This is a genomic window from Arenimonas maotaiensis (assembly GCF_014638745.1).
In the GTDB taxonomy this organism is placed as follows: Bacteria; Pseudomonadota; Gammaproteobacteria; order Xanthomonadales; family Xanthomonadaceae; genus Arenimonas; species Arenimonas maotaiensis.
In genome coordinates, this window is record NZ_BMFO01000004.1 from 32,058 (window position 1) to 57,915 (window position 25,858).

A 25,858-nucleotide genomic window follows, 5' to 3' on the forward strand; every position below is an offset into this window, starting at 1 on the left:
GCCATGACCGGCGCCCCGCAGGCCTGTGATCTGCTGATCGAAGCCGGCTGGGTGATTCCGGTCCGGCCCGCCGGCGCGGTACTGGAAAACCACGCCGTCGCGGTCAGCGCCGGCCGCATCGTCGCCGTATTGCCTGTAGCCGAGGCGCGTGCGCGCTTCGCGCTGGCCGAGACCGTCAGCCGCCCGGACGCCGCGCTGTTGCCCGGGCTGGTCAACGCCCATTGCCACAATCCGATGACGCTGCTGCGCGGCGTCGCCGACGATTTGGCGCTGATGCCTTGGCTCAACGAGCACATCTGGCCGATCGAGCGCGCGGTGATGGCACCGGACTTCATCGCCGACGGCGTGGAGCTGGCGGTGGCCGAGATGCTGCGCGGCGGCACCACCTGCTGCAACGAGAACTATTTCTTCCCCGACGCCCTGGCGCGCACCTACCGCCGCCTCGGCTTCCGTGCCGCGGTCAGCATCCCGGTCATCGATTTCCCCTCGGCTTGGGCCGCCAGCCAGGACGAATACTTCGACAAGGGTCTGGCCGTGCATGACGCCTACCGCAGCGATCCGCTGCTGAGCTTCAGCATGACGCCGCACGCGCCGTACACGGTGAACGACGCCGGCTTCGAGCGCATCCGCCGCTACGCCGAGCAGCTCGACCTGCCGGTGCATTGCCATGTGCACGAGACCGCGCAGGAAATCGCCGACTCGATGCAACAATACGGCCAGCGGCCGTTGGCGCGGCTAGAGCGCCTGGGCTTGGTGAATGAGCGCCTGACCGCCGTGCACATGACCCAGCTGGATCCGGCCGAAATCGCCCTGTGCGCCGAACGTGGCGTGTCGGTGGTGCATTGCCCGCAGTCCAACCTGAAACTGGCCTCGGGTTTCTGCCCGACCGGCGACCTGCTGGCCGCCGGCGTCAACGTCGCCATCGGCACCGACGGCTGCGCCAGCAACAACGACCTCGACATGTTCGACGAACTGCGCACCGCCGCGCTGCTGGCCAAGGCGGTGTCGCGTGACGCCACGGTGTTCAACGCCGACCAGGCGCTGTACGCCGCGACCCTGGGCGGCGCCCGCGCCATGGGCCTGGAGTCCGAAATCGGCTCGCTGGAAGTCGGCAAGCAGGCCGATCTGATCACCGTCGAGCTGTCGGCGTTGGAGGCCCTGCCGCTGTACGATGCGGTGTCGCAGTTGGTGTATGCCGGCGCCCGCCATTGGGTGCGCGACGTCTGGATCGCCGGCAGCGCCAAACTGCGCGACCGCCGGCTCGTCGACATCGACACCGACCGCTTGGCCGCCAATGCCCGCCACTGGCAACAGACCATCCGACAGGTACCCCGCGCATGAACGCCAACGTCAACCCGCAGGAAATCGCCAAATTCGGCGCGCTCGCCAGCCGCTGGTGGGATCCGAACGGCCCGCAACGGCCGCTGCATGAACTCAATCCGGTCCGTCTGGACTACGTCCGCCGGCACCACGCTCTGCGCGGAGCACGCGTGCTCGACGTCGGCTGCGGCGCCGGTCTGTTGAGCGAAGCCATGGCCGGCGAGGGCGCCCGGGTCACCGGCATCGACCTGTCGCCGGAATTGATCGACGTGGCGCAGCTGCATCTGCTCGAATCCGGCCGTCAGGCCGAATACCGCGTGGTCTCTGCCGAAGACCTGGCCGCGGAATGTCCCGGCAGCTTCGATGCGGTCACCTGCATGGAGATGCTGGAACACGTGCCCGATCCGGCGTCGGTGTTGCGCGCCTGTTTCACCTTGCTCGCGCCCGGCGGCATGCTGCTGTTGTCCACCCTGAACCGCACCCCGGCCGCCTTCGCGTTGGCCATCGTCGGCGCCGAATACGTGGCGCGCCTGCTGCCCAAGGGCACGCACGACTACCGCAGCTTCATCAAGCCCTCGGAGCTGGCGGCGGCGTTGCGCGCGGCCGGCTTCGAACTGCGCGACGTCAGCGGCCTGTCTTACAATCCGATCACCCGCCGCGCCGCGATCACCGGCAACGCCGCGGTGAACTATCTGATGGCGGCCGAAAAACCGAATGTCTGAAACCATCGCCCCGTTGGTGCTGTTCGACCTGGACGGCACCCTGCTCGACAGCGCGCGCGACCTGCATGCCGCGATGGACGCCCTGTTGGCCGCGAAGTCCGAGCCGCCGGTGGCGTTTGAGGAATTCCGCCCGGTGGTGTCCAAAGGCGCCCGCGCCATGCTCAAGCAGAGCTTCAAGCAGGCCGACGAGGCCGCGCGCGAGTCCTTGCTGCCGGAATTCCTGGCCGAGTACGAGCGCCGTCTGGCCGAGCACAGCCGCCTGTTCGACGGCGTCGCCGACCTGCTCGAGCGCATCGAGGCGCTCGGTCCGCGCTGGGGCATCGTCACCAATAAGCCGTACTATCTGGCCGAGCCGCTGGTGCGCAAGCTCGGCTGGCAGTCGCGCAGCGCCATCCTGCTCGGCGGCGACAGCCTGCCGCGCAAGAAGCCCGAGCCCGACCAGCTGCTGCATGCCTGCGCGCAACTGACGGTACCGCCGGTGCGTACGGTATATGTCGGCGACGACGAGCGCGACGTGCAGGCCGCCAACGCCGCCGGCATGCGCTCGGTCGGCGCGCTCTGGGGTTACCGTCCGCTCGACGATGACCCGGCCCGTTGGCGGGCCGATGCCCTGATCGAGGCGCCGCTGGAGCTGATCGAACGCGGCCTGCTGCACGGTCTGTGATGGACGCCGGCGATTCCCTGCAGGCATTCGCCGCCAAATGGCGCGCCGCCTGGCCGGAACAGACGGTGCTGGACCTGTTCGTGCCGCCGGCGCAGCGGCTGTCGGCCGCGGCCTGGGCCAGTCTGCTGTTCGAACTGCATTCGGCTGCGTTCACCTTGGAGCATGAGGCCGTGCGCGACGGCAAGACCGGTTGGTGGGCCGAGGAACTGCAGCGCCTGCAAGGCGGCGCGCCGCGCCATCCGCTCACGCAGGCCTTGGCCGATGTCGATGCGCCGTTCGCGGCGATGGCGGTGCCGATGCTGTCCGTGGTCCGCGACGTGCCGCTCCTCGCCGGCGACACCACCTCATTGTTCGCCCGACTGCGGCCGTTCGCCGAGGCCGTATCGGCCTGCGAGGCCGCGGTGTTCGCCAGCCGCGCGCACGCCACGGATGCCGATAGCCTGATCGCCGAATGGCTGGTGTTGCGGCTGCCGGATGGTTTGGCCGCTTTCGACCGCGGCATGCTGCCGTTGCATCTGCGCGCGCGTTATGCGGCGTTCGCCGACAATGCGCCGCCGCCGGCGTTGCGCCGCGATTGGTTGGCTGAACTCGAGGCGGCGGTGCCGCGTACGGCGGCCGGCAACTGGTTCCGCGAGGCGCAGCGGCGCTTCCTGCGCCGTCGCATCAGGGCGCTTGCTGCCGATGCCGGCCCACGCCCCGGCCCGGGGCATGTCTGGGATGCCTGGCGCGCCGTGCGTTCGCGCTAAAATTTAGACCACTTTCCAGCGCAGCGATTCGCCGGCTTTCAGCGGCGACAGCGATTCTTCGCCCAAGGGCAGGGTTTGCGGCACGGTCCAGGCTTCGCGTTTCAACGTGATGGTGTCGGTATTGCGCGGCAAGCCGTAGAAGTCCGGGCCATGCAGGCTGGCGAAGCTTTCCAGACGGTCGAGTGCGCCGGCGTCCTCGAACGCCTCGGCGTACAGCTCGATGGCGGCGTGCGCGGTGTAGATGCCGGCGCAGCCGCAGGCCGATTCCTTGGCGCCGAGCGCATGCGGCGCGCTGTCGGTGCCGAGGAAGAATTTCGGACTGCCGCCGGTGGCGGCCGCCACCAGCGCCAGCCGGTGCGGTTCGCGCTTGAGCACGGGCAGGCAATACATATGCGGCCGGATGCCGCCCTGGAAGATCGCGTTGCGGTTGTACAGCAGGTGATGCGCGGTGATGGTGGCGGCCACGTTCGCCGGCGCGGCCGCCACGAACTCCGCGGCCTGGCGGGTGGTGATGTGCTCGAGCACGATCTTCAGGTTCGGAAAGTCGCGCAGCAGCGGGACCAGATGGCGTTCGATGAACACCGCTTCGCGATCGAAGATATCGACCTCGGCATCGGTGACTTCGCCGTGCAGCAGCAACGGCATGCCGCATTCCTCCAACGCCGCGATGGCCTTGGCGGCCTTGGCGATGTCGGTCACCCCGGAGTCGGAATTGGTGGTGGCGCCGGCCGGATAGTACTTCACCGCCTGCACGACGCCGCTGGCCTGCGCGGCCCGGATGTCTTCCGGCCGGGTGTTGTCGGTCAGGTACAGCGTCATCAGCGGTTGGAACGCGGTGCCGCGCGCGGCCTGCAGCAGCCGGTCGCGGTAAGCTTGGGCGTCGGCCAGGGTCAGCACCGGCGGCTTCAGGTTCGGCATCGCGATGGCGCGGGCGAACACGCGCGCGGTATCCGGCAGCACGCTGTGCATGGCGGCGCCGTCGCGGAAATGGATGTGCCAGTCGTCCGGGCGGATCAGGGTCAGGGTATCGGTCATGGCGTCGGTTCGGCGGGAATCAATGGCGGATCGTACCGGTGCGCTCGGGCACCGGATCGTAGCCGCCGGGGTGGAAGGGATGGCAGCGTGCGATCCGGCGCGCGGTCAGCCAGCCGCCGCGGAAGAAGCCGAAGCGCTCGATGGCCTGCATGGCGTAGGCCGAACAGGTTGGCGAGAAGCGGCAATTGCTGCCGAGCATCGGGCTGATCATCAGCTGATATCCGCGTATCAATAGCAAGGCCAGCGATTTCAGCATAAAATAGCACCGCGCATCTTGCGAAGGTCTATAGTGTAGGCTATAAAAGGTGTCTCGAGCCTAAACACGAAGAGGAAACCCCCACGTGGCCAACAAGAAAACGGTAAAACCCGGCAAGAAGCCGGTCAAGAAAGCCGCCGCCAAGCCCGTCAAGAAACCGGCCGTGAAAGCCAAGCCGCCCGTGAAAAAGGCCGTGGTCAAAAAAGCCGCCGCCAAGAAGGCGCCGGTCAAAAAAGCTCCCGTGAAGAAGGCCGCGGCCAAGAAGCCCGCCGTCAAAAAAGCGCCGGCGAAGAAAGCCGTCGTCAAGAAAGCGCCGATCAAAAAAGCGCCGATCAAAAAAGCGCCGCAGAAAAAGCCCGCCGCCAAGCCGCAGAAGAAAGCGGTCAAGCCGGCGCCGGCGAAAACCAAAAAGCCCTTGCCGAAGAAGCCGGCGGCGAAACCCGCCAAAAAGCCCGTCGTCAAGGCACCGGTCAAGAAGGTCGCCGTCAAGGCGCCCGTCAAGCCGGCCCCCAAGCCCGTACCGAAGTCCGCAGTAAAACCGAGCAAGCCCATCGCCAAGGTTCCTGCCGTAAAGACGTCCGAAGTCCAGAAACCGCAAGCGAAGAAGATCGTGCCCCAAGCCGTAAAGACCCCCGAAAAAGCCGTGCCCGCCGTACCCGTTCCGAAACCCGCCGCCAAGCCTGCCCGCAAAGGCGCGCGTGCCGGTTACGTCAAACGCGAGATCGTCGCCGAAACCGCCCTGAAGCAGAAGTCGGTGCGGCGCGTCCAGTTGCCGCCCGGCTACAAGCCGAGCGAGAGCGAAGAGTACATGAACGATTACCAGCTCGAGTATTTCCGCCAGAAGCTGCTGGCCGAACGCGAGAAGCTGCTGAGCGCCACCCAGGAAACCATCAACGAGCTGAAGGAAGAAGCGCGCGACGTTGGCGACGAGGCCGAACGCGCCTCGCGCGAGACCGAGAACTTCTTCGAGCTGCGCACCCGCGACCGTTACCGAAAGCTGCTGTACAAGATCGACAAGATCATCGCCACCATCGACGACGGCACCTACGGCTATTGCGTCGATACCGGCGAGGAGATCGGCATCAAGCGCCTGGAAGGGCGCCCGATGGCCGAGCGCACCGTCGACGCCCAGGAGCGCTGGGAACACAAGAAGAAACAGCTCGGCGATTGATTTCCGCCAGGCCGGAAAAAACGCCCCGTTCGGGGCGTTTTTTCATTTCGCGTCCAGCGCCGGATAGAAGCGCCAATGCGGCGCCAGCGGCGCGTCCGGCACCTCGCCGCGCAGCCGGTCGCGCACCATCGAGACCGGCATCGGGCCGCCTTTCAGGATGGCGTCGTGGAACTCGCGCTCGCCCATCCGGCCGGATTCGACCAGTTCCCGGCGCAGTTCGCGGAACTGCAGGCCGCCGAGCATGTAGGCCGCCTGATACAGCGGGCCGTAGTCGCCGGCGAAGCTGCGGCGCACTTCCGCCGCGGCGTTCTCGCGCTCGTGGCCGACGCGTTCGACCAGCAGGTCGATGGCCTGCTGCGGCGTCATTTGCCCCATGTGGAACGACAGCGAGAACAGGATGCGCGCGGCCCGGTGGCTGCGCCAGAACAGCATGCCCATCTTCTGCTCGGGCGTCGCGGCGAAGCCCTTTTCGTACATCACGAATTCCCAGTACAGGGCCCAGCCTTCGGTCCAGAACGGGGTGTCGAACAGCTGGCGCTGGGTGTTGTAGCGGCTGTTGTAGAAATGCTGCAGGTGATGTCCGGGAATCAGCTCGTGGTGCACCACCGCCCGCGAGAAATGGCGGTTGTTGCCGCGCAGGGCCATGGCCTGTTTCCCGGCCGGCATGCTGTCGTGCGGGTAGGCGACCCAGACGTCCTCGCCGCCGAGGAAGAACGGCGCCTGCAACTGGTATTCGGGGGTCAGCATGGTCATCCGCCAGTCGCGCTTGGCCAGTTCCGGCACGGTCACCGAACCGTTGCGCTCCAGCCAGGCGATGGCTTCGTCGGCCAACTCGACCACGTATGGCGGCTGGCCGCCGCGCGGCGGACCGTCCTGCTTCACCTTCTCCAGGGCCTCGTGCCAGTCGGCATAGCCCATCTCGGCGGCGGCCTTGCGCATCTCGTCCTGGCACCAGGCCAGTTCGCGTTCGGCCAGGCGTACGATCTCTTCCGGCGTATAGGGAATCAGTTCGTAGCGCAGCGCCGCTTCCACGGCGTCACGGCCGATCGGATCGCCGATGATGGTTTCCGGGTCGGCGGCTTTGGCCACGTCGTTGCGCAGGAAGGTGCCGTAGGCCTCCATGCGCTTGTCCAGCGCCGTATAGGCGGCGGCCACATGTTTGGTGTAGGCCGGATCGTAGCCGTCGTAGAAGGTGTGCCATTGCCTGAAGTCTTCGCGGAACGCGGCCAGCAGGCGCGCCGCGCGCAGGGCGACGATGGGCGAGGTGCCGGCGGCATCGGTTTGCAGCTCGGCCTGCCTGGCCTGCAGCGACGCGTCGGCCGCTTCGATCAGGCGTTTGGCCTGCAGCGGCAACACCGGCTTCAGCGCCCGGCGCTGTTCGGCCAGATCGATCAGCGGCGCCAGCTCCGGCAGCAGAGCCAGCGCCTGCTCATGGCGTTGGCGCTCGAAGTCCAGCTGCTTCAGCCGATAGCCCAATTCGCGGTCGAACAGGGCGTAATCGACGCGGTCCTCCAAGGTCAGCTCGGCCGGCTTGAACCCGTGCAGGCGCGTCTGCCAGCCCGTGTACAGCGCGCGCAATGCGGCTTCGCGGCCGCGGCCGGCGTCGATGTCGTACACGTGTTCGGTGCTGGCCAGGTCGGCGCTGAAGCGTTCCACGAAAAACGCCAGCATGTGCTGCTGGCGCGGAATCTCGGACGCGTATGGGACGACGGCCGGCGCCATCGGACTGCTGGCCTGCGAGGGCAGGGCGAGGGCGGCGGCGATGGCCAAGGACAGGCCGGCGGCGGGGATTCTCATGCGGACTCCGCGGTATGTTGGATGAAGGCGAGCAGGGCGGCGAAGCCGTTGCTGCGGGTGGGGGAGAGGTGCTTGGACAGGCCGATGGCTTGCACGAAATCCGGCGCGGTGGCGCGTATCTCGGCCGGCGTGCGCCCGGAATACACGCGTAGGGCCAGATACACCAGGCCGGACACGATGCTGGAGTCGGAGGCGGCGGCGAAGAACAGCCGGCCGTCGCGCGCCTCCGGCACGATCCAGACTTTCGACTGGCAACCCTGCAGGCGGTTGGCCTCGGTCTTCCAGTCGTCCGGGAAGGCCGGCAGGCGCTTGCCCAGGTCGATCAGGTATTGATAGCGTTCGGACCAGTCGCCGAAGAAGCCGAACTCCTCGACGATGGCGGCCTGCGCTTCGGCGGCGCTGGCTTCGGGCGGCGTCAGCATCATGCCCGTTTCCAGCGCACGCCCTGCGGCGTGTCCTCCAGCAGAATGCCCTCATCCGCCAGCTGCTTGCGGATGGCGTCGGCACGCGCGAAATCCTTGCCGGCCTTGGCGGCGGTGCGTTCGTCGACCAGGCCCTGGATGCGGCTGTCGTCGCTGCCGTCGGCGCCGCGGGTGAACCAGGCTTCCGGCGACTGCTGCAGCAGGCCGAGCGCTTCACCTGCGGCCAGCAACTGCGATTTCAGCGCCGCGCGCTCGGCCGCGTCTTCGCTGCGGCGCGCCTGGCCGGCCAGATTGGCGAGTTCGGCCAAGGCCTGCGGGGTGTTGAGGTCGTCGCACAGCACGGCTTCGACGGCCTCGGGGATTTCGCCCGGCGTGGCGTCGACGTCGGCGAGGTCGCGCAGGGTGCCGTACAGGCGGTCGAGCGTCTTGACGCTCTGTTCGATCAGCGCATCCGACCAATCCAGCGGCTGCCGGTAATGCGCCGAGAGCAGGGCATAGCGCAGCGCTTCCGGCGGATGTTTGGCCAGCAGCTCGTGCAGCACGCTGACGTTGCCGACCGACTTCGACATCTTGCTGCCGCCGAAGTTGAGCATGCCGTTGTGCAGCCAGAAGCGCGCGAACACCTTGCCGCCGTGCGCGCAGGTGCTCTGCGCGATCTCGTTCTCGTGGTGCGGGAACTGCAGGTCGACGCCACCGGCGTGGATGTCGATGGTCTCGCCCAGATGGGCTTCGCTCATCGCCGAGCACTCGATGTGCCAGCCCGGCCGGCCCACGCCCCACGGCGAATCCCAGCCCGGCAGGTCGGGCGTGGACGGTTTCCATAGCACGAAATCGCCTGGATGGCGCTTGTACGGCGCCACGTCCACGCGCGCGCCGGCGATCATTTCGTCCAGGCTGCGGCGCGAGAGATGGCCGTATTCGGCGTAGCTGTCGACCGCGAACAGCACATGGCCTTCGGCGGCATAGGCGTGCCCGGAATCGATCAGGCGCTCGATCATCGCGATGATGTGCGGGATGTGCGCGGTGGCGTGCGGTTCGATGTCCGGCGGCTGGATGCCGAGCGCGGCCATGTCGGCGCGGTAGATGGCGGTGTATTTGTCGGTGATGGCCGAAATCGGCACGCCGGCGTCCTTGGCCGCGGCGTTGATCTTGTCGTCGACGTCGGTGATGTTGCGGGCGTAGGTCACTTTCGGGTAGCGCCGGCGCAGCAGCTTGACCAGCACGTCGAACACCACCGGGCCGCGGGCGTTGCCGATATGCACGTAGCTGTACACCGTAGGGCCGCACAGGTACACGGTGACGTTGGACGGATCGGCGGGTTCGAAGACCTGCAGACGGCGGGTCAGGTTGTTGTGGAAATGGATGCTCATGCCGGCATTTTAGCAAGCTTTGGCCGCCGATTTAGCCCGAATTCAGCGCCGCGCCTTGCCCGTACGCGGGTTTTGGCCCATAATCGCCGGCATGTGCCCGAATTTCTCCGCCGTCGAGTTCCTGTCGTCCGCCCGCATGGCGTCGTCGATGACCTCGCGTGCCCGCCGACCGTTGCCGACAAGATAGCTGGGTCTCCGGAGCATTCGCATTTTCCATAGAAACCCAGCCCAGGCTGGGTTTTTTCGTTTCCGCGCCCCCACAAGGATCCCACCATGCAGCATTTCCTCAACACCCAGGATTGGTCGGTCGACGGCCTGCAGCACCTGCTGGCCAAGGCCAGCGAGTTCAAGGCCAACAAACTCGGCGACCAGCTCAAGGGCCGTTCGATCGCGCTGCTGTTCTTCAATCCCTCGATGCGCACCCGCACCAGCTTCGAGCTCGGCGCCTTCCAGCTGGGGGCGCACGCCGTGGTGCTGCAGCCCGGCAAGGACGCCTGGCCGATCGAGTTCGAACTCGGCACCGCGATGGACGGCGACACCGAGGAGCACATCATCGAGGTCGCCAAGGTGCTGTCCTCCTATGTCGACATGATCGCGGTGCGGGCCTTCCCGAAATTCATCGATTGGCAGGACGACCGCCAGGACAAGGTGCTGAACGCCTTCGCGCGCTACGCCACGGTGCCGGTCATCAACATGGAGACCATCACGCATCCCTGCCAGGAACTGGCGCACATCCTGGCCCTGCAGGAACAATTCGCCACCCGCGACCTGCGCGGCAAGAAATACGTGCTGACCTGGACCTATCACCCGAAGGCGCTGAATACCGCCGTGGCCAACTCGGCGCTGACCATCGCCACCCGCATGGGCATGGACGTGACCCTGCTGTGCCCGAACGCGCAGTACCTGCTGGACGAACGCTATATGGGCTGGGCCGAGGACAACGCCCGCGCCGCCGGCGGTTCGTTCACGGTCAGCCACGACATCGAGCGCAGCTATGCCGGCGCGCACGTGGTGTACGCCAAGAGCTGGGGCGCGCTGCCGTATTTCGGCAACTGGGGCGCCGAACAGCCGATGCGCGAGCAATACAAGCACTTCATCGTCGACGAGGCCAAGATGGCGCTGACCGACGGCGGCGTGTTCTCGCACTGCCTGCCGCTGCGCCGCAACATCAAGGCCACCGACGCGGTCATGGACTCGCCGGCCTGCATCGCCGTGCAGGAAGCCGAAAACCGCCTGCATGTGCAGAAGGCGGTCATGGACACCCTCATCAACCATCCCGAAATCCGCTAAGGAAAATCCCCCATGAAAGACGTCGTCCTCTCGTTCTCCGGTGGCCTGGACACCAGCTTCTGCATTCCCTACCTGCAGGCGCAGGGCTACCGCGTGCATACCGTGTTCGCCAACACCGGCGGCGTCAGCGCCGAGGAGCTGGCCTACATCGAGCAGCGCGCGGCCGAACTCGGCGCGGCGTCGCACCGCACGCTGGATCTGGCCCAGGATCTGTTCGAATCCTTCGTCACGCCCTTCGTCTGGGCCGGCGAGAACTACCAGAACCAGTATCCGCTGCTGGTGTCCGACCGCTACCTGATTGTGCAGCATACCTTGGCCCGTTGCCGCGAGCTCGGCACCCGCTACGTGGCGCACGGCTGCACCGGCATGGGCAACGACCAGGTCCGCTTCGACGTCGCCATCCAGTCGCTGGGCGATTACACCATCCTGGCGCCGATCCGCGAGATCCAGAAGCAGCACACCCATGTGCGCCAGTACGAGCAGGAATACCTGGAAGCCCGCGGCTTCGCGGTGCCGGCCAAGCAGAAGGCCTACACCATCAACGAGAACGTGTTGGGCATCACTCTGTCCGGCGGCGAGATCGACCAATGGCAGGCGCCGGCGCCGGAACTGAAGGGCTGGTGCGCCAAGCGCGCCGAGTGGCCGATCGAGGCCCTGCAGGTCCGCCTCGGCTTCGAGAACGGCGTGGCCGTGCGCCTGAACGGCCAGCCGATGGCCGGGGGCGCGATGCTCAAGGAACTGAACCGCCTGTTCGCCGCCTACGGTGTGGGCACCGGCCTGTACACCGGCGACACCACCATCGGCCTCAAGGGCCGCATCGTGTTCGAAGCCCCGGGACTGACCGCCCTGCAGACCGCGCACCGCGCGCTGGAAGAGGCGGTGCTGAGCAAACAGCAGAACCGCTTCAAGCCCACCGTCGGCCGTAAATGGGTGGAGCTGGTGTACGAAGGCTTCTTCTTCGATCCGCTGAAGACCGATCTGGAGGCCTATCTGCGCGCCAGCCAGGGTTGCATCAACGGCGAGGTCACCCTGCGCACCGAGGGCGGCTCGGTCACCGCCGTGGCGGTCGAATCCGCGCATATCCTGCAGGCCAAGGGCGCCACTTACGCGCAGTCCGCGAACTGGGGCGCGGCCGAGGCCGAGGGCTTCATCCAACTGTTCGGCATGAGCTCGAACCTGTGGGCCAAGGTCAACGGAGACCGTGCATGAGCGAGGCCCTGCTGGCGCGGACGCTCGAGCACCTGAGGCATCTGGTCGCGTTCGATACCCGCAATCCGCCGCGTGCCATCGGCACCGGCGGCATCTTCGATTACCTGCGCGCCAACCTGCCGGACTTCAGCTGCACGCTGACCGACCACGGCGCCGGCGCGGTGTCCCTGTTGGCCGTGCGCGGCGCGCCGACCACGCTGTTCAACGTACATCTGGACACGGTGCCGTCGGCGCCGGGTTGGAGCCGGAATCCGCATGAACTGCTGGTCGAAGACGGCCGTGCCATCGGCTTGGGCGCCTGCGATATCAAGGGCGCCGCCGCCGGCCTGCTGGCCGCGGCCGAATCGGCGACCGGCGACGCCGCGTTCCTGTTCAGCAGCGACGAGGAGGCCAATGACCCGCGCTGCATCGCGGCCTTCCTGGCCGGCGATCACGGCTTTACCGATGTCATCGTGTCCGAGCCGACCCGCTGCGAAGCGGTGTTGGCGCACCGCGGCATCGCCGCGGCGATGGTCCGGTTCCGCGGCGAATCCGGCCATGCCTCGAAAATCCGTAATCCGATGCAGAGCGCCGTGCACCAGGCCCTGCTTTGGGGCGGGCAGGCGCTGGCGTTGGCCGAACGGGAAAACCATCAGCGCTTCGGCGGCCTGACCGGCATGCCGTTCAACATCGGCAGGATGGACGGCGGCATCAAGGCCAACATGATTGCCGGCGAAGCCGAGCTGCGCCTGGGCTTCCGGCCGTTGCCGACGCAGTCGCCGGAGGCGTTGCACGCCGCGTTCGCGGCCCTGTTGCCGGAGGTCGCGAAAGACTACGAAATCACCTTCGCCGGTCCGACGTTGCCGGCCGGCGACACCGCCCAAGCTGAAGCCCGCCGGTTGCGCGCCCGTGATTTCGCCGAGGCGCTGGAGTTGCCGGTCGGCCACGCGGTCGACTTCTGGACCGAGGCCTCGCTGTTCTCGGCCGCCGGCCTGAACGCCCTCGTGTTCGGCCCCGGCGACATCGCGCAGGCGCACACCGCCGACGAGTGGGTGGCGCTGGAGCAGCTGCAAACCGCCGTCCGCCATTACGTCCGCATCCTCGGAGGCCGCGCATGAGCGCCGATAGCCAAGTCCGCGACACCATCGTGCGCCTGCTCAGCAACATCGGCAGCGCCAAGGAGATCCAACAGTACCTGAAGCGCTTCTCGCAGCGCGACGCCTCGCGCTTCGCCGTGGTCAAGGTCGGCGGCGCCATCCTGCGCGACGACCTCGACGCGTTGGTGTCCTCGCTCGGGTTCCTGCAGCAGGTCGGCCTGACGCCGATCGTGCTGCACGGCGCCGGTCCGCAGCTGGATGCCGAGCTGGCCGCGCAGGGCGTGCGCAAGCGCACCGTCGACGGCCTGCGGGTGACCACCGGCAAGGTGTTGAAGACCGTGCGCCGGGTCTGCCTGCAGGAGAACCTGCGCCTGGTCGAAGCGCTGCAGGTGCAGGGCATCCGCGCCGTGTCGCTGAATTCCGGCGTGTTGGAAGCCAAACTGCTGGATGCCAAGCGCTACGGCATGGTCGGCAAGGTGGTGACGGTGCATACCGAGGCCATCTATTCGGCGATCAAGTCCGGCTCGATCCCGGTCATCTCCTCGCTGGGCGAAACCGCCGACGGCCAGATCGTCAACATCAACGCCGACTGGGCCGCCAACGAAGTGGTCAAGACCCTCAAGCCGTACAAGATCATCTTCCTGACCGGCACCGGCGGCTTGCTCGACGGCGAGGGACGCATCATCGATTCGATCAACCTGTCCACCGACTACGCGCAGCTGATCCGCCAGCCCTGGCTGCATTCGGGCATGAAGGTCAAGATCGAACAGATCGCCGCCCTGCTGGAGGATCTGCCGAAGGAAAGCTCGGTGTCGATCACCAAGCCGTCCGAGTTGGCCAAGGAGCTGTTCACCCACCGCGGTTCCGGCACCTTGGTGCGCAAGGGCCAGCGCATCCAGTCGGCGAAGGGCTGGTCCAGGATCGACAAGGTAAAACTGCAGAAGCTGCTGGAGTCCGGCTTCGGCAAGAAGATGCGCGCCGGCTATTTCCGCGACAACAGCCCGGCCAAGGTCTATTACAGTGCCGATTACCGCGCCGCGCTGGTGTTGCTGGACGCGCCCGGCGGCCGTTATCTCGACAAGTTCGCGGTCGCCGATGACGCGCAGGGCGAGGGCCTGGGCGCCGCCGCCTGGTCGGTGATGCGGCAGGAGACGCCCAAGCTGTTCTGGCGTTCGCGGCACGATAATCCGATCAATGCCTTCTACCTGCAGGCCGCCGACGGCTGCCTGAAGTGCGGGCATTGGACGGTGTTCTGGTACGGGCTGGAGGGTTTCGCCGAAATCGAACGGGCGGTGGCCTACTGCCTGGACAAGCCGGCCAGCTTCCACGAAGCGGAGGGCGCATGAACGCGCCGCCGAAACGCCTCCGCATCGGTTTGATCGGCGCCCGCGGCTACGTCGGCAGCGAACTGATCCGTCTGCTGGCCGCGCATCCGGCGCTGGAACTGGCTTACGTCGGTTCGCGCGAGCGCGACGGACTGGAAGTGCAACGCTTCGAGCCGGCGGCGCCGGCCGGCCTGCATTACCGCAATCTCGGTCCGCTGGACGTGGCGCGCGAGGCGCTCGATGTGGCGGTATTGGCCTTGCCGAACGGCTTGGCGGCGCCGTGGATCGAGGCTTTCGACCGCATCCGCCCGGACACCCTGCTGCTCGACCTGTCGGCCGATTACCGCTTCGACGCCGGTTGGTATTACGGTCTGCCGGAACTGACCCGCAGTGCGTACGCGCTGCAGCGCCGCATCAGCAATCCGGGCTGCTACGCCACCGCCATGCAGCTGGCCGTCGCGCCGATGCGCGATGCGCTGGCCGGCGCGGTGCAGTGCTTCGGCGTGTCCGGTTATTCCGGCGCCGGCACCACGCCCTCGGACAAGAACGATCCGGTCAAGCTGAAGGACAACCTGATGCCGTATGGCCTGGTCGGCCATATCCACGAGCGCGAAGTCGCCGCGCGGATGGCTTGCGACATCCAGTTCATGCCGCATGTGGCGCCGCATTTCCGTGGCCTGTCGATCACCGCCAACCTGCCGCTGGCGCGCGCGTTCGATCTGGACGAAATCCGCGCGCGCTATGCCGGATGCTACGGCAACGAGCCGTTGCTCGAGGTCAGCGATGCCGTGCCGTGGACCAGTGCCGTGGCCGGTACGCCGAAGGCATTGGTCGGTGGCTTCACGCTAGCCGCTGACGGCCGCCGTCTGGTGGTGATCTCAGTGCTCGACAACCTGCTCAAGGGCGCGGCCAGCCAGGCGCTGCAGAACATCAATCTCGGCCTCGGCCTGCCGGAAACCACGGGAATCCTATGAACGACAACGTCATCTGGGCCAAGCCCGGCTTCGAAATCGACGCCGCCATCCAGCGCTTCCTGGCCGGCGAGGACATCCAGTCCGACCGCGCCCTGTTCGTGTACGACATCGCGGCCAGCAAGGCGCATGCCGAGGGCCTGCAGCGCATCGGCATCCTGAGCGAAGCCGAATGCGCCGATTTGCTGCGCGAGCTGGATGCCTTGGCCGCGCTGTACGCCGCCGGCGGCTTCACGCTCGATGAGCGCTTCGAGGACGGCCACAGCGCCATCGAGCAGTTCCTGACCGAGCGCTTGGGCGATACCGGCCGCAAGATCCACACCGGCCGCAGCCGCAACGACCAGGTGCTGGTCGCCTCGCGCCTGTGGCTGAAGGCCCAGCTGCACGAGCTCGCGTCGCTGTGCGCCGGCATCGCCGCCGGCGCCCTGCAACGCGCCCGCGCCGAAGCGCTGGTGCCGATGCCGGGCTATACCCACCTGCAGCGCGCCATGGTGTCCTCGCTCGGCATGTGGTGGGGCGCTTGGGCCGAGGCCTTCCTCGATGATGCCGAACGCGCCCGCCAGACGCTGACTTGGATCGACGCCAATCCGCTCGGCTCGGCGTCCGGCTTCGGCGTCAACCTGCCGCTCGACCGCGCGCACAGCACGCAGGCGCTCGGCTTCGCGCGCACCCAGCAGGTCGCCACCTATGCCCAGCTGTCGCGCGGCAAGTTCGAGCTGGCGGCGCTGGAGGCCTTGTTGTCGGCGATGGGCGACCTGCGCCGGTTGGCGTGGGACCTGTCGCTGTTCACCAGCAGCGAGTTCGGCTTCGTGCGCTTGCCGCCGGCCTACCAGACCGGCAGTTCGCTGATGCCGAACAAGCGCAATCCGGATCTGGTCGAATTGCTGCGCGCTTCCTATGCCGTGGTGTCCGGCGCGCGCAATGAGCTGGAGCAGGTACTGTCGTTGCCGTCCGGCTACCACCGCGATCTGCAGTTCACCAAGGCGCCGGTGCTGCGCGGTTTCGGACATGGCTTGGCGGCCTTGGCCTTGGTGCCGGAACTGCTGGCCAAGCTGGAATGGCATCCGGAGGCCTTGGACGCGGCCATCGAGCCGTCGATGCACGCCACCGACCTGGCCATCGAGTTCGCGCGCGACGGCCTGCCGTTCCGCGAGGCTTACGTGAAAGCGGCCGATCCTGCGCTGTGGCAGGGTCGCTCGGCCGATGACAGCCTGCAGGCGCGGACCTCGGCCGGTTCCGGCGTCAATTTGGGGTTGGACGTGTTGGCGGCGCGGCTGGCGGTCTTCACCGCCGGTTGATCACTCGGCGCGCACGCGCCAGGCCTCCATCAGCGAAATCTCGCCGCGCCGGGCCATGGCCAGCGCGGCTTGGGTCAGCGGGCGCATGCCTTCGGCCACCGCCACCTGCTGGATCTTCTCGGCTTCGGCGCCGGCCACGATCAGTTCCTGCACTTTCGGCGACACCACCAGCAGCTCGTACACCGCCTTGCGGAACTTGATGCCGAGGCCGTCGCAGTGCGTGCAGCCGCGGCCCTTGTGGAACACCTCGCCCTCGGCCAGATCGAAATAAGCGCGCACATGCGCCGGCACCGTTTCCGGTTCCTTGCAGCGCTCACAGGTCAGCCGCACCAGACGCTGCGCCATCACCGCCAACAGCGAGGCGCGCAGCAGGTAGGGTTCGACCCCGAGGTCGAGCAGGCGGGTGACGGTGGTGGCGGCGGTGTTGGTGTGCAACGTGCTGAGCACCAGATGCCCGGTCAGCGCGCTTTCCACCGCGATCGAGGCGGTCTCGCGGTCGCGGATCTCGCCGACCATGATGATGTCGGGATCGTGGCGCAGGAAGTTGCGCAGCGCCGAGGCGAAAGTGAAGCCGGCCGGCCGGTTGACCTGCATCTGCTGGATGTCGGCGATGTGGAATTCGACCGGATCCTCGATGGTGAGGATGTTGACGCGCTGCTTGCGCATCTCCATCAGCATCGCGTACAGCGTGGTCGACTTACCACAGCCGGTCGGGCCGGTGGTCAGGAAGATGCCGTGGCTGCGTTCCATCACGTCTTCCAGCCGTTGCCGGTCGGCCGGTTCCAAGCCGATCTGGTCGATGCTCCACAGGCTTTCCATGGTGTCGAGCAGGCGAATCACCACGCTTTCGCCGTAAATCGAGGGCAGCACCGAGATGCGCAGGTCGATTACGCGACCGTCGTCGAGGGTGAAGTTGGAGCGGCCGTCCTGCGGCTTGCGGTGCTCGGCCAGGTTCATGCGGCCGAGCACCTTGACCCGCGCGGTGACGGCCCGATGTAGGCTGGACACCAGGCGCCGCACCGGCATCAGTTCGCCGTCGATGCGGAACAGGATGTCGGTGCCTTCCGGCCCGGGCCGGAAGTGGATGTCGGACGCGCGCCGGGCCGCGGCATCGGCCAGCAGGGCGGCCACCTCGCGCACGATCGGCCGCTCGTTGGAGTAGCGCCGTTCCTCTTCCTCGGTGGTGTCGGCTTCGGTCCTGTTGGGGTCGATGCCGAGCTGGGCCAGCAGTTCGGAGTCCTCGACGCGGTCGTAGCATTCGGCGATGGCGTCGCGGATTTCGGCCGCGCTGGCCAGTAGCGGCACCACTTTCGGCTTGCACAGGAAGCCGAGCGACTCCAGCGCGGCCTTGTCGTCCGGGTGTTCCATGGCGATCACGCAATCGTCGCCGTCGAGCATCACCGGCACCGCACGGAAGCGTCGCGCGGCCTTGGCGTCGATCAGCGATACGGCGTTGCCGTCCGGCTTGAACCGGGACAGGCGGACGATGGGGATGCCGAAGGTGACCGAGGTCTGGAATTCGGACTCGGTGAAGTCGTCGTTGAGCTTGAGCCACTCATGGCGGGAGATGCGGTGCTCGAACGCGTTCCAGATGAACTGGCCGGCTCGCACGAACTTCAGATACTCGCGAAGGTCCTTGCTGTCGTTCAGCAGAATGGCTTTCTGCTCCGGAACCCGGCTGACGGCCATATGCGGTCCTGACGATGTTGAATTGGTCGGGGAGACAGGATTCGAACCTGCGACCTCTACGTCCCGAACGTAGCGCTCTACCAGACTGAGCTACACCCCGATGTCCGGATATTTTACTGCATTTCGGTGCCGGAGGAAAAGGGTTTCGCGCGAAAAATTCCGGGGAAGCCTCCGCAACCGCCATGCGAGCCGGTTTTCGGCGGTCGCCAAAACGCCCGCCTCCGCGCCAAACCGTTAGAATGGCGGCTTGGAACTCTGGAGACACCCGTGATCAAGCCCCGTACCCCGGCCGGCACCTTGGAACTGTTGCCCGGCGAACAACGCGCCTTCAACCACATGCTCGAGGTCATCGGCCGCAATTACCGCCGTTTCGGCTTCCAGCCGATCGAAACCCCGGTATTCGAACTTACCGAGGTGCTGCTGACCAAGACCGGCGGCGAGACCGAGCGCCAGGTCTATTTCGTGCAGTCGACCGGCGCGCTGGAGCAGGGCGGCGCGCCCGAACTGGCGCTGCGCTTTGACCTGACCGTGCCCTTGGCCCGTTATGTGGCCGAGCACGAGCACCAGCTGGCGTTTCCGTTCCGCCGCTACCAGATCCAGCGCGTGTACCGCGGCGAGCGCGCGCAGAAAGGGCGCTTCCGCGAGTTCTACCAGTGCGACATCGACGTCATCGGCAAGGATTCGCTGCCGGTGCGCTACGACGCCGAGATCCCGGCGGTCATCCACGCCGTGTTCTCCGAACTGGCCATCGGTCCGTTCACCATCTCGCTCAACAACCGCAAGATCCTGCGCGGTTTCTTCGAGGCCATGGGCATCAGCGACGGCGAGCATCAGGCGCTGGTGCTGCGCGAAATCGACAAGATCGACAAACGCGGTGCCGAAGCGGTGGCGCAGACCCTGAAAGGCGAGGGCTTCAACCTGCCGCACGCCGCCGTCGAGAAGATCCTCGGCTTCGTGCTGCGCCGCTCCAGCACGCACGATTCGGCCATGGCGATCCTGGCCGAGCTCAAGGCCGAGCACCCGCAGACCGCCGAGGGCGTCGATGAGCTGGCCGAGGTGCTGACTTTGATCAAAGCCCTAGGCGTGCCGGAAAACCGCTACGCGCTGAACTTCTCGATCGCGCGCGGCCTGGATTACTACACCGGCACGGTGTACGAGACCACGCTCGACGACTACCCGCAGATCGGCTCGATCTGTTCCGGCGGCCGTTACGAGAACCTGGCCAGCCATTACAGCAAGTCCAAGCTGCCCGGCGTCGGCATTTCGATCGGCGCCAGCCGGCTGTTCTGGCAATTGCGCGAGGCGGGCCTGATTACCCCGGACGCGCAGAGCCACATGGTGCTGGTCGGTCTGATGCGCGACGAGGACCTGCCAGAGGCCTTGGCCATCGCGCGCGAACTGCGCGGCGCCGGCATAGACTGCGAAGTGCAGCTGGAGGCCAAGAAGCTGGCCAAGCAGTTCCAGTACGCCGACAAGGTCGGCTTCAGCTACATGGTGCTGTACGGCGAGAGCGAGCAGGCCAAGGGCGTGGTCAGCCTGAAGAACCTGGCGACCGGCAAGCAGGTCGAGATCGCCCGCGGCGATCTGCTGCCGTGCCTGAGCCAAGCGCGCGACTGGGGGTTGTGATGAAGTCGATCACGCTCGACGGCAATTCCCTGAACCACGACCAGCTGGTCGCCGTCGCCTACGGCGCCAGCGTGGTGCTGGATCCGGCGCAGCTGCCGAACGTGGCGGACACCGCCGAGTTCCTGGCCGAACAGGTCAAGCAGCAGGAGCCGCTGTACGGCGTGTCCACCGGCTTCGGCTCGAACGCCGACAAGCTGCTGGGCGCCCACCACATCCGCGACAGCCGGCGCGGCGGCGGATCCTTGCTGGAAGAGCTGCAGCGCAACCTGATCATCACCCATGCGGTCTGCGTCGGCGAGCCGTTCGCGCCGGAGGTGGTGCGCGCGATGATGGCGATCCGCATCAACACATTGATGCGCGGCCACTCCGGCATCCGGGTCGAGACCCTGCAGGCCCTGGCCGCCATGCTCAACGCCGGCGTCGTGCCGGTGGTGCCGATGCTCGGTTCGGTCGGCGCCAGCGGCGATCTGGCGCCGCTGTCGCATCTGGCCATCGTGCTGCTCGGCGGCGGCGAGGCGTTCTACCAAGGCCGGCGTCTGCCGGGCGCCGAGGCCTTGTCGCAGGCCGGTCTGGCGCCGATCGCGTTGTCGCATAAGGAAGGTCTGGCGCTGAACAACGGCACTGCGCAGATGCTGGCCACCGGCGTGTTGGCCGTGGCCCGGTTGGAAGAGTTGTGCGATACCGCCGATTTGGCCGCGGCGATGACTCTCGACGCCTTCGCCGGCCGTCTGCGTGCCTTCGACGAGCATGTGCACGCGCTGCGCCCGCATCCGGGGCAGGTGCACGTCGCCGCGCACCTGCAGACGCTGTTGCGCGGCTCGACGCTGACCGATATCGCCTACCACCTGGTGCCGAAGTTCAAGAGCTGGTTGCCGGGTTGCTGGCCGGATGCCGAGCTGGACGCGCTGAATTTCGACATCGCTTGGGATTGGGTGCCGCCGGGCCAGCGCCACGGCCGCGAGAAGTTCTATACCCGTTTCATGCCATTCCGCGGTGGCAAGAAGCACCAGCCGCAGGACAGCTATTCGCTGCGGTGCATCCCGCAGGTGCACGGCGCGGTGCGCGACGCCATCGCGCAGGCCAAGCGCGTGCTGGAGATCGAGCTGAACGCGGTCACCGACAACCCGCTGATCTTCCCGGACCTGCCGGGCGCGCGCAACATCGAGGACCGCATCGTCTCGGCCGGCCATTTCCACGGCATGCCGCTGGCGCTGGTGATGAGCTACGTCAAGGCCGCCATCCCGGTGCTGGCCTCGATCTCGGAGCGCCGCCTGAACAAGCTGGTCGATCCGGCCACCAACGACGGCTTGCCGGCGTTCCTGATCGGCAACGAAGACGGCACCGAAAGCGGCTTCATGATCGTGCAGTACACCGCCGCCGCCATCGTCAACGACCTCGCCACGCGCGCGCATCCGGCCTCGGTGTATTCGGTGCCGACCAGCGCCAACGCCGAGGATCACGTGTCGATGGGCGCCAACGAGGCGCGGCACGTGCTCGACATGACGCACGACCTGGCCAAGGTCATCGCGCTGGAGATCTATACCGCCGCGCAGGCCCTGGATTTCCGCCGCGATATGATCAACGCCGCGCGCAGTCTGGCGGCGCGGCATGGGGTTGAAGCACTGGCCGGCAAGATCAACGGCGCGCCCACACCGGAGCATCCCGACTATCCGGTGTTCCTGCAGGAGGTCGCGGCGTTGCGGGCCGAATTGGCCGAGGCCGGCGAGTTCAGCGCCGGCGAGGCCGTGCGCGCCGCGCTCGGGGCCTTGCGCAGGCACATCGCCTTCATGCCGGCCGACCGCGCGATGGATGGCGAGGTCCAGCGCATGGTCGAGCTGATCAAGCACGGCGAGCTGTTGATGGCCGCGCGCGCCGCCGCATGAACCGCTCGGCGCGCATCGCGCTGGCCGTGCTGCTGTCGTCCTTGGCGCTGGCGGCTTCGGCCCGCGACTGCCGCAGCCATGTGTTTCTCGATGCCGACGGCGACGGCGTGTTCGATGCCGGCGAACGCGGCCTGCGCAATATCGCGGTGTCCGACGGCCAGCATATCGTGCGTACCGACGGCGCCGGCCGTTATCGGCTGAAGGCGCGCCCCGGCCGAACCCTGTTCGTGATCAAACCGCCTGGATTCGATCTGCCGCGCCGTGCCGACGGCCTGCCGGACCGCTTCGCCAACCAAGCCGGCGACCTGAAGTACGGCGGCGTGCGCCGCTCGGACAGCGCCTGCCGCGACTTCGCCTTACTGCCCGAGGCGGCCGCGACCTCGCCGCTGTCGGTGCTGGTGTTCGGCGACCCGCAGCCGAAATCGGCGCAGGACGTCGACTATTACCGCCGCGATATCGTCGAACCGCTGATCGGCAACGCCAACGCGCGTCTGGGCATCAGCTTGGGCGACATCGTGCACGACGACCTGATGCTGCTGCCGGCGGTCAAGGCCGTCGATAAATCCCTGGGCGTGCCGTGGCTGTATGCCCCGGGCAACCACGATCTCGATTTCGACGCGCCGGACGACGCGCGCTCGCTGGAAAGCTTCCGCGCTCAGTTCGGCCCGGACACCTTCGCCTGGGAAGAGCGCGAGGCCAATTTCATCGTGCTCGACGACGTCATCTACCGTCCGGGCGCAACGCCGGATTACATCGGCGGCCTGCGCGAAAGCCAGTTCCATTTCCTGGCCCGCTACTTGGCCGGCGCCGACAAAAACAAGCTGCTGGTGATCGCCGCGCACATCCCGCTGTTCCAGACCCGCAGCGACCGCGACACCTTCCGCCGCGCCGACCGCCAGCGCCTGTTCCGGCTGCTGGAGCCGTTCCGCGACGTGCTGCTGCTGACCGCGCATTCGCACACGCAGACGCATCTGCGCCACGGACCCGACAGCGACTGGTACGGGGCAGGCCGCCTGCACGAATACAACGCCGGCGCCGCCTGCGGTGCGTTCTGGTCCGGCGTGAAAGACGCCGCCGGCATTCCGGACAGCACCATGAGCGACGGCACGCCGAACGGCTATGCGCGGCTGACCGTCGCCGCCCGCGATTACCGCCTGCAGTGGTTCAACGCCCGGCAAGCGCCGCAGGCCGCGATGGCACTGCATGCACCGAAGGTGCTGCGCCGCGGCGCCTATCCCGGTTTCGGTCTGTACGCCAACGTGTTCATGGCCCGGCCGGATACCGTGGTCGAAGCCCGCGTCGATGGCGGCGCATGGCGGCCGATGACGCGTGTGCTGCAACCCGATCCGCGCGTGCTGGCCGAGAATCTGGCCGATGATGACGCGAACGCGTTGCGCGGCGATGACCGCCTGCCGGAAGCCACGCCGTCCAGCCATCTCTGGCGCCTGCCGTTACCGACCGATTTACCGGTCGGCGAGCACCAAATCGACGTCCGGGCCCGTGACCCGTGGTTGGGCGAGGTGCTGGAGACTGCCGTTTACCGCCTGCAGGACGCCGGCCCTTAAAGCCCGGCGATCTGGTCGAAGCGTTCCACCCGTGGGTGGCCGTTGGCGGCCTCGCGGGTGCGCGCTTCGGGATAATCGCTGCGGCGGTCGACCAGCACCGTGCGCCAGCCGGCTTCGCGCGCGGCGTCCAGCTCTTCCACGATGTCCGACAGGAACAGCAGTTCCGCGGCCGGCTTGCCGATCGCCGTGGCGATGGCGCGGTAGCTGGCGGCGTCGCGCTTGCCGCCGGTTTCGGTGTCGAAGTAGCCGCTGAACAGCGGACGCAGGTCGCCGTGTTCGGTGAAGCCGAAGAACAGCTTCTGCGCCGGCACCGAGCCAGAGCTGTACACATACAGCGGAATGCCGCGCGCGTGCCAGGCGCGCAGGGCCTCGGCGGCGTCGCCATACACCGGTGCGGCATAGGTCGCCTTCTCGTAGCCGTCGACCCAGATCATGCCCTGCAAGGCCTTCAGCGCGGTGTGCTTGCGGTCGGCGTCGGTCCAGGCCAGCAGGGTTTCGGTGATGCCGTCCAGGTCGTCGGCCGATTGCTGCGTTTCCTCCGCCACGCGCCGCAGCCACTGCGCCACGTCCGGGCGGTCGTGGTGTTCTTGCAGGAAGCCGGGCAGGGCGCGGCGGGCGTACGGGAACAGCACCTCGCGTACGAACGCGATCGAGCTGGTGGTGCCCTCGATGTCGGTGACGACGGCGCCGATGCCGCTCATGCCGCCGGCTCGTAGCGCGGGAAGCGGGCGGCGATGCCGGAGCCGGTGAAGTAACCGACCCAGCCGTCCGGCTCGGTGAAGAAGCGGATGGCGGTGAACAGCGGTTCCGGTCCCATGTCGAACCAGTGCTTGGTGCCGTCCGGCACGCGGATCAGGTCCTGCGCTTCGCACAGCACCTCATGCACCTGATGCCCGATGTGCAGGGTGAACAGGCCGCTGCCGCGCACGAAGAAGCGCACTTCGTCTTCTTTGTGGCTGTGTTCCTCGAGGAACTTGGCGCGCATCGCCTCGCGGTCCGGATGATCCGGATTGATGCTGACCACGTCGACCGAGCGGAAGCCGTTCTCGGCCACCAGCCGGTCGATCTCCGGCCGATACAGTTCCATGATCCGCTCCGGCGTGGCGTCCGGGGCGATGTCGCGCACCGGCCAGCGTTCGAAGCTGATGCCGAGCGCGCCGAGGCGGGCGGCGATTTCGATGCCGTCACCGCTTTCGAACAGCACGGTGGACGGATCGGTTTCGGAAAAGGTGCGTAAACGGCTCATGCGCGGAACCCCAGTTTGGTCATTTCGGCGGTCAGCAGGAATTCGAAGGCGTCCAGATGGCGGCGCGCTTCGGCCAGATCGCGGCCCCAGGCGTACAGGCCGTGGCCGGCGATCAGATAGCCCCAGAACGGCTCGTCGGCGAATGCCGGTTCGATGGCGGCGCACAGCGCCGGCATGTCTTGGGAGTTCGGCACCACCGGCACGCGCACGCGGGCATCGTGGGTCTTGATGCCGTGCAGGGCTTTCAGCAGCTCGTAGCCGGCGAGTTCGATGTAGCCGGCGCGCTCGTGCCGCATCGACAGCAGGGTCTGCGCCAGCGAGTGCGTGTGCAGCACCGCGCTTGCCTCCGGCCGCAATCGGTAGATCTGGGTGTGCAGCAGGGTTTCGGCCGACGACACGCGCCCCGGTTCCACCGGTTTGCCGTCCATGTCGACGTCCATGAAATCATCCGGCGTCAGCCGGCCCTTGTCGCGGCCGCTGACGGTGATGACACAACGGCTGTCGTCCAGACGCGCGGAGAAATTGCTGCTGGTGGCCGGCGTCAGACCGGCACGCGCCAACTCGCCGGTGTGCCGGATCAGCTCGTCGACCAATTGTGCTTTACGGTCTGTCATCGTAATAAGATTCATTCTCAATTGATTGAAAAGTCAGGAGAAAAAACACACGCTTTCTTGATTTGGATTAAGCCACGATACACGCGGAAAGCGTATGATTCACCCGAGTTCCATTTTCTCATGAATACAGGAGAGTTTGCCATGAAAGCCGAACAAAACAGCCGTCGCCAGTTCCTGATCCGCGGCCTGGTTTCCGCCGCCGCCCTGCCGTTCGTCGGCGCCATGATGAGCGCCACCGTGTCGGCCCAGGCCCTGAAGCCGCTGCCGGCCACCAATCCGCAGGCCGTGGCGCTGAAATACGTGGCCGACGCCAAGAAAGCCGTGGGCGCCAAGCCGGGCAGCAACTGCGCCAACTGCAAGTTGTACGTACCCGCCACCAAGGGCTGCAGCATCTTCCCGGGCTTCGCCGTGGCGCCGGCCGGCTGGTGCTCGGCTTGGGTCAAGAAAGCCTGATCCATCCCGCAATCGCGGCGGTCTCGGGTTACGAGACCGCCATGCCGTAAGATAAGCCAAGTTCCCTTCGAGCTTGGCTTATTTTTTATGTCCATTCAATTCGTCGTCAT

Annotated in this window: 24 protein-coding genes and 1 tRNA gene; 15 read left to right on the forward strand and 10 right to left on the reverse strand. The window is 66.9% G+C overall.

What is annotated here, in order from left to right; genetic code table 11:
* Nucleotides 1-3: 3 nt before the first annotated feature.
* Genes IEV56_RS09015 through IEV56_RS09030 form a run of 4 tightly spaced genes read left to right on the forward strand, consistent with a single transcriptional unit; the run spans nucleotide 4 to nucleotide 3,452 of the window.
* Nucleotides 4-1,341 carry a TRZ/ATZ family hydrolase gene (locus IEV56_RS09015; RefSeq protein WP_188450035.1) on the forward strand — a complete coding sequence of 446 codons (1,338 nt, stop codon included), beginning with the start codon at nucleotides 4-6 and terminating at the stop codon, nucleotides 1,339-1,341.
* Complete coding sequence (gene ubiG / locus IEV56_RS09020) at nucleotides 1,338-2,042, forward strand: bifunctional 2-polyprenyl-6-hydroxyphenol methylase/3-demethylubiquinol 3-O-methyltransferase UbiG (RefSeq protein WP_188450036.1); 705 nt, start codon at nucleotides 1,338-1,340, stop codon at nucleotides 2,040-2,042. The genes IEV56_RS09015 and ubiG overlap by 4 nt, the downstream gene beginning before the upstream one ends.
* Nucleotides 2,035-2,706 carry a phosphoglycolate phosphatase gene (gph, locus tag IEV56_RS09025; protein ID WP_188450037.1) on the forward strand — a complete coding sequence of 224 codons (672 nt, stop codon included), beginning with the start codon at nucleotides 2,035-2,037 and terminating at the stop codon, nucleotides 2,704-2,706. Before ubiG ends, gph begins: the two co-directional genes overlap by 8 nt.
* Nucleotides 2,706-3,452: an isoprenoid biosynthesis enzyme family protein gene (locus tag IEV56_RS09030; RefSeq protein WP_188450038.1), complete on the forward strand. Its 747-nt coding sequence runs from the start codon at nucleotides 2,706-2,708 to the stop codon at nucleotides 3,450-3,452. The genes gph and IEV56_RS09030 overlap by 1 nt, the downstream gene beginning before the upstream one ends.
* A gap of 3 nt (nucleotides 3,453-3,455) precedes the next feature.
* Here the strand turns inward: IEV56_RS09030 and pyrC are convergent, their stop codons facing one another.
* Both pyrC and yidD read right to left on the reverse strand, forming a co-directional pair.
* Nucleotides 3,456-4,487 (reverse strand): dihydroorotase, encoded by a 1,032-nt coding sequence (gene pyrC, locus IEV56_RS09035; RefSeq protein ID WP_188450039.1) that lies wholly within the window; start codon nucleotides 4,485-4,487, stop codon nucleotides 3,456-3,458.
* Nucleotides 4,488-4,506: 19 nt separating this feature from the next.
* Nucleotides 4,507-4,743, reverse strand: coding sequence for a membrane protein insertion efficiency factor YidD (gene yidD / locus IEV56_RS09040; RefSeq protein ID WP_229730235.1), 237 nt, complete (start codon nucleotides 4,741-4,743; stop codon nucleotides 4,507-4,509).
* 85 nt (nucleotides 4,744-4,828) lie between these two features.
* On the opposite strand from yidD, the gene dksA reads away from it, so the two are divergent.
* The gene (dksA, locus tag IEV56_RS10700; protein ID WP_188450040.1) at nucleotides 4,829-5,914 is read left to right on the forward strand and encodes an RNA polymerase-binding protein DksA; all 1,086 of its coding nucleotides are present in this window, start codon (nucleotides 4,829-4,831) and stop codon (nucleotides 5,912-5,914) included.
* Nucleotides 5,915-5,956: 42 nt separating this feature from the next.
* On the opposite strand, the gene IEV56_RS09050 is transcribed toward dksA, so the two are convergent.
* Genes IEV56_RS09050 through cysS form a run of 3 tightly spaced genes read right to left on the reverse strand, consistent with a single transcriptional unit; the run spans nucleotide 5,957 to nucleotide 9,503 of the window.
* Complete coding sequence (locus tag IEV56_RS09050) at nucleotides 5,957-7,711, reverse strand: DUF885 family protein (RefSeq protein WP_188450041.1); 1,755 nt, start codon at nucleotides 7,709-7,711, stop codon at nucleotides 5,957-5,959.
* Nucleotides 7,708-8,136 (reverse strand): SufE family protein, encoded by a 429-nt coding sequence (locus IEV56_RS09055; protein ID WP_425488572.1) that lies wholly within the window; start codon nucleotides 8,134-8,136, stop codon nucleotides 7,708-7,710. Before IEV56_RS09055 ends, IEV56_RS09050 begins: the two co-directional genes overlap by 4 nt.
* Nucleotides 8,133-9,503, reverse strand: coding sequence for a cysteine--tRNA ligase (gene cysS / locus IEV56_RS09060; RefSeq protein ID WP_188450042.1), 1,371 nt, complete (start codon nucleotides 9,501-9,503; stop codon nucleotides 8,133-8,135). The genes IEV56_RS09055 and cysS overlap by 4 nt, the downstream gene beginning before the upstream one ends.
* A 273-nt stretch (nucleotides 9,504-9,776) precedes the next feature.
* Between cysS and IEV56_RS09065 the strand changes: the two genes are divergently transcribed.
* The 6 genes from IEV56_RS09065 to IEV56_RS09090 are packed head-to-tail and all read left to right on the forward strand — an operon-like array spanning nucleotide 9,777 to nucleotide 16,672.
* Nucleotides 9,777-10,793: an N-acetylornithine carbamoyltransferase gene (locus IEV56_RS09065; RefSeq protein ID WP_188450043.1), complete on the forward strand. Its 1,017-nt coding sequence runs from the start codon at nucleotides 9,777-9,779 to the stop codon at nucleotides 10,791-10,793.
* A 12-nt stretch (nucleotides 10,794-10,805) separates the two neighbouring features.
* The gene (locus tag IEV56_RS09070) at nucleotides 10,806-12,002 is read left to right on the forward strand and encodes an argininosuccinate synthase (RefSeq protein WP_188450044.1); all 1,197 of its coding nucleotides are present in this window, start codon (nucleotides 10,806-10,808) and stop codon (nucleotides 12,000-12,002) included.
* Nucleotides 11,999-13,099: an acetylornithine deacetylase gene (locus tag IEV56_RS09075; protein WP_188450045.1), complete on the forward strand. Its 1,101-nt coding sequence runs from the start codon at nucleotides 11,999-12,001 to the stop codon at nucleotides 13,097-13,099. Before IEV56_RS09070 ends, IEV56_RS09075 begins: the two co-directional genes overlap by 4 nt.
* Nucleotides 13,096-14,424, forward strand: coding sequence for an acetylglutamate kinase (locus IEV56_RS09080; RefSeq protein WP_188450046.1), 1,329 nt, complete (start codon nucleotides 13,096-13,098; stop codon nucleotides 14,422-14,424). Before IEV56_RS09075 ends, IEV56_RS09080 begins: the two co-directional genes overlap by 4 nt.
* A complete protein-coding gene (gene argC / locus IEV56_RS09085; RefSeq protein WP_188450047.1) occupies nucleotides 14,421-15,377 on the forward strand; it encodes an N-acetyl-gamma-glutamyl-phosphate reductase in 957 nt (318 codons plus the stop codon). Before IEV56_RS09080 ends, argC begins: the two co-directional genes overlap by 4 nt.
* Complete coding sequence (locus tag IEV56_RS09090) at nucleotides 15,374-16,672, forward strand: argininosuccinate lyase (RefSeq protein WP_188450048.1); 1,299 nt, start codon at nucleotides 15,374-15,376, stop codon at nucleotides 16,670-16,672. Before argC ends, IEV56_RS09090 begins: the two co-directional genes overlap by 4 nt.
* On the opposite strand, the gene IEV56_RS09095 is transcribed toward IEV56_RS09090, so the two are convergent.
* Both IEV56_RS09095 and IEV56_RS09100 read right to left on the reverse strand, forming a co-directional pair.
* Nucleotides 16,673-18,361, reverse strand: coding sequence for a GspE/PulE family protein (locus IEV56_RS09095; protein WP_188450049.1), 1,689 nt, complete (start codon nucleotides 18,359-18,361; stop codon nucleotides 16,673-16,675).
* 23 nt (nucleotides 18,362-18,384) lie between these two features.
* Nucleotides 18,385-18,461, reverse strand: a tRNA-Pro gene (locus IEV56_RS09100).
* Nucleotides 18,462-18,628: 167 nt separating this feature from the next.
* Here IEV56_RS09100 and hisS point away from each other — a divergent pair.
* From hisS to IEV56_RS09115, 3 genes are read left to right on the forward strand one after another with little or no spacing between them, the layout of a single operon-like run.
* A complete protein-coding gene (gene hisS, locus IEV56_RS09105; protein ID WP_188450050.1) occupies nucleotides 18,629-19,987 on the forward strand; it encodes a histidine--tRNA ligase in 1,359 nt (452 codons plus the stop codon).
* Complete coding sequence (locus tag IEV56_RS09110) at nucleotides 19,987-21,870, forward strand: HAL/PAL/TAL family ammonia-lyase (protein ID WP_188450051.1); 1,884 nt, start codon at nucleotides 19,987-19,989, stop codon at nucleotides 21,868-21,870. The genes hisS and IEV56_RS09110 overlap by 1 nt, the downstream gene beginning before the upstream one ends.
* Nucleotides 21,867-23,435 (forward strand): calcineurin-like phosphoesterase C-terminal domain-containing protein, encoded by a 1,569-nt coding sequence (locus IEV56_RS09115; protein WP_188450052.1) that lies wholly within the window; start codon nucleotides 21,867-21,869, stop codon nucleotides 23,433-23,435. The genes IEV56_RS09110 and IEV56_RS09115 overlap by 4 nt, the downstream gene beginning before the upstream one ends.
* Here IEV56_RS09115 and mtnC read toward each other — a convergent pair.
* The 3 genes from mtnC to IEV56_RS09130 are packed head-to-tail and all read right to left on the reverse strand — an operon-like array spanning nucleotide 23,432 to nucleotide 25,295.
* Nucleotides 23,432-24,136, reverse strand: a complete 705-nt coding sequence (gene mtnC / locus IEV56_RS09120; RefSeq protein ID WP_188450053.1) for an acireductone synthase — start codon at nucleotides 24,134-24,136, stop codon at nucleotides 23,432-23,434. The two genes, IEV56_RS09115 and mtnC, sit on opposite strands and share 4 nt — an antisense overlap.
* Nucleotides 24,133-24,681 carry a 1,2-dihydroxy-3-keto-5-methylthiopentene dioxygenase gene (locus IEV56_RS09125; protein ID WP_188450054.1) on the reverse strand — a complete coding sequence of 183 codons (549 nt, stop codon included), beginning with the start codon at nucleotides 24,679-24,681 and terminating at the stop codon, nucleotides 24,133-24,135. Before IEV56_RS09125 ends, mtnC begins: the two co-directional genes overlap by 4 nt.
* Nucleotides 24,678-25,295: a methylthioribulose 1-phosphate dehydratase gene (locus IEV56_RS09130; RefSeq protein ID WP_229730238.1), complete on the reverse strand. Its 618-nt coding sequence runs from the start codon at nucleotides 25,293-25,295 to the stop codon at nucleotides 24,678-24,680. The genes IEV56_RS09125 and IEV56_RS09130 overlap by 4 nt, the downstream gene beginning before the upstream one ends.
* A gap of 141 nt (nucleotides 25,296-25,436) precedes the next feature.
* Between IEV56_RS09130 and IEV56_RS09135 the strand changes: the two genes are divergently transcribed.
* Entirely contained in the window at nucleotides 25,437-25,748 is a 312-nt protein-coding gene (locus IEV56_RS09135; protein WP_188450056.1) for a high-potential iron-sulfur protein, read from the forward strand.
* Nucleotides 25,749-25,858 lie beyond the last annotated feature (110 nt).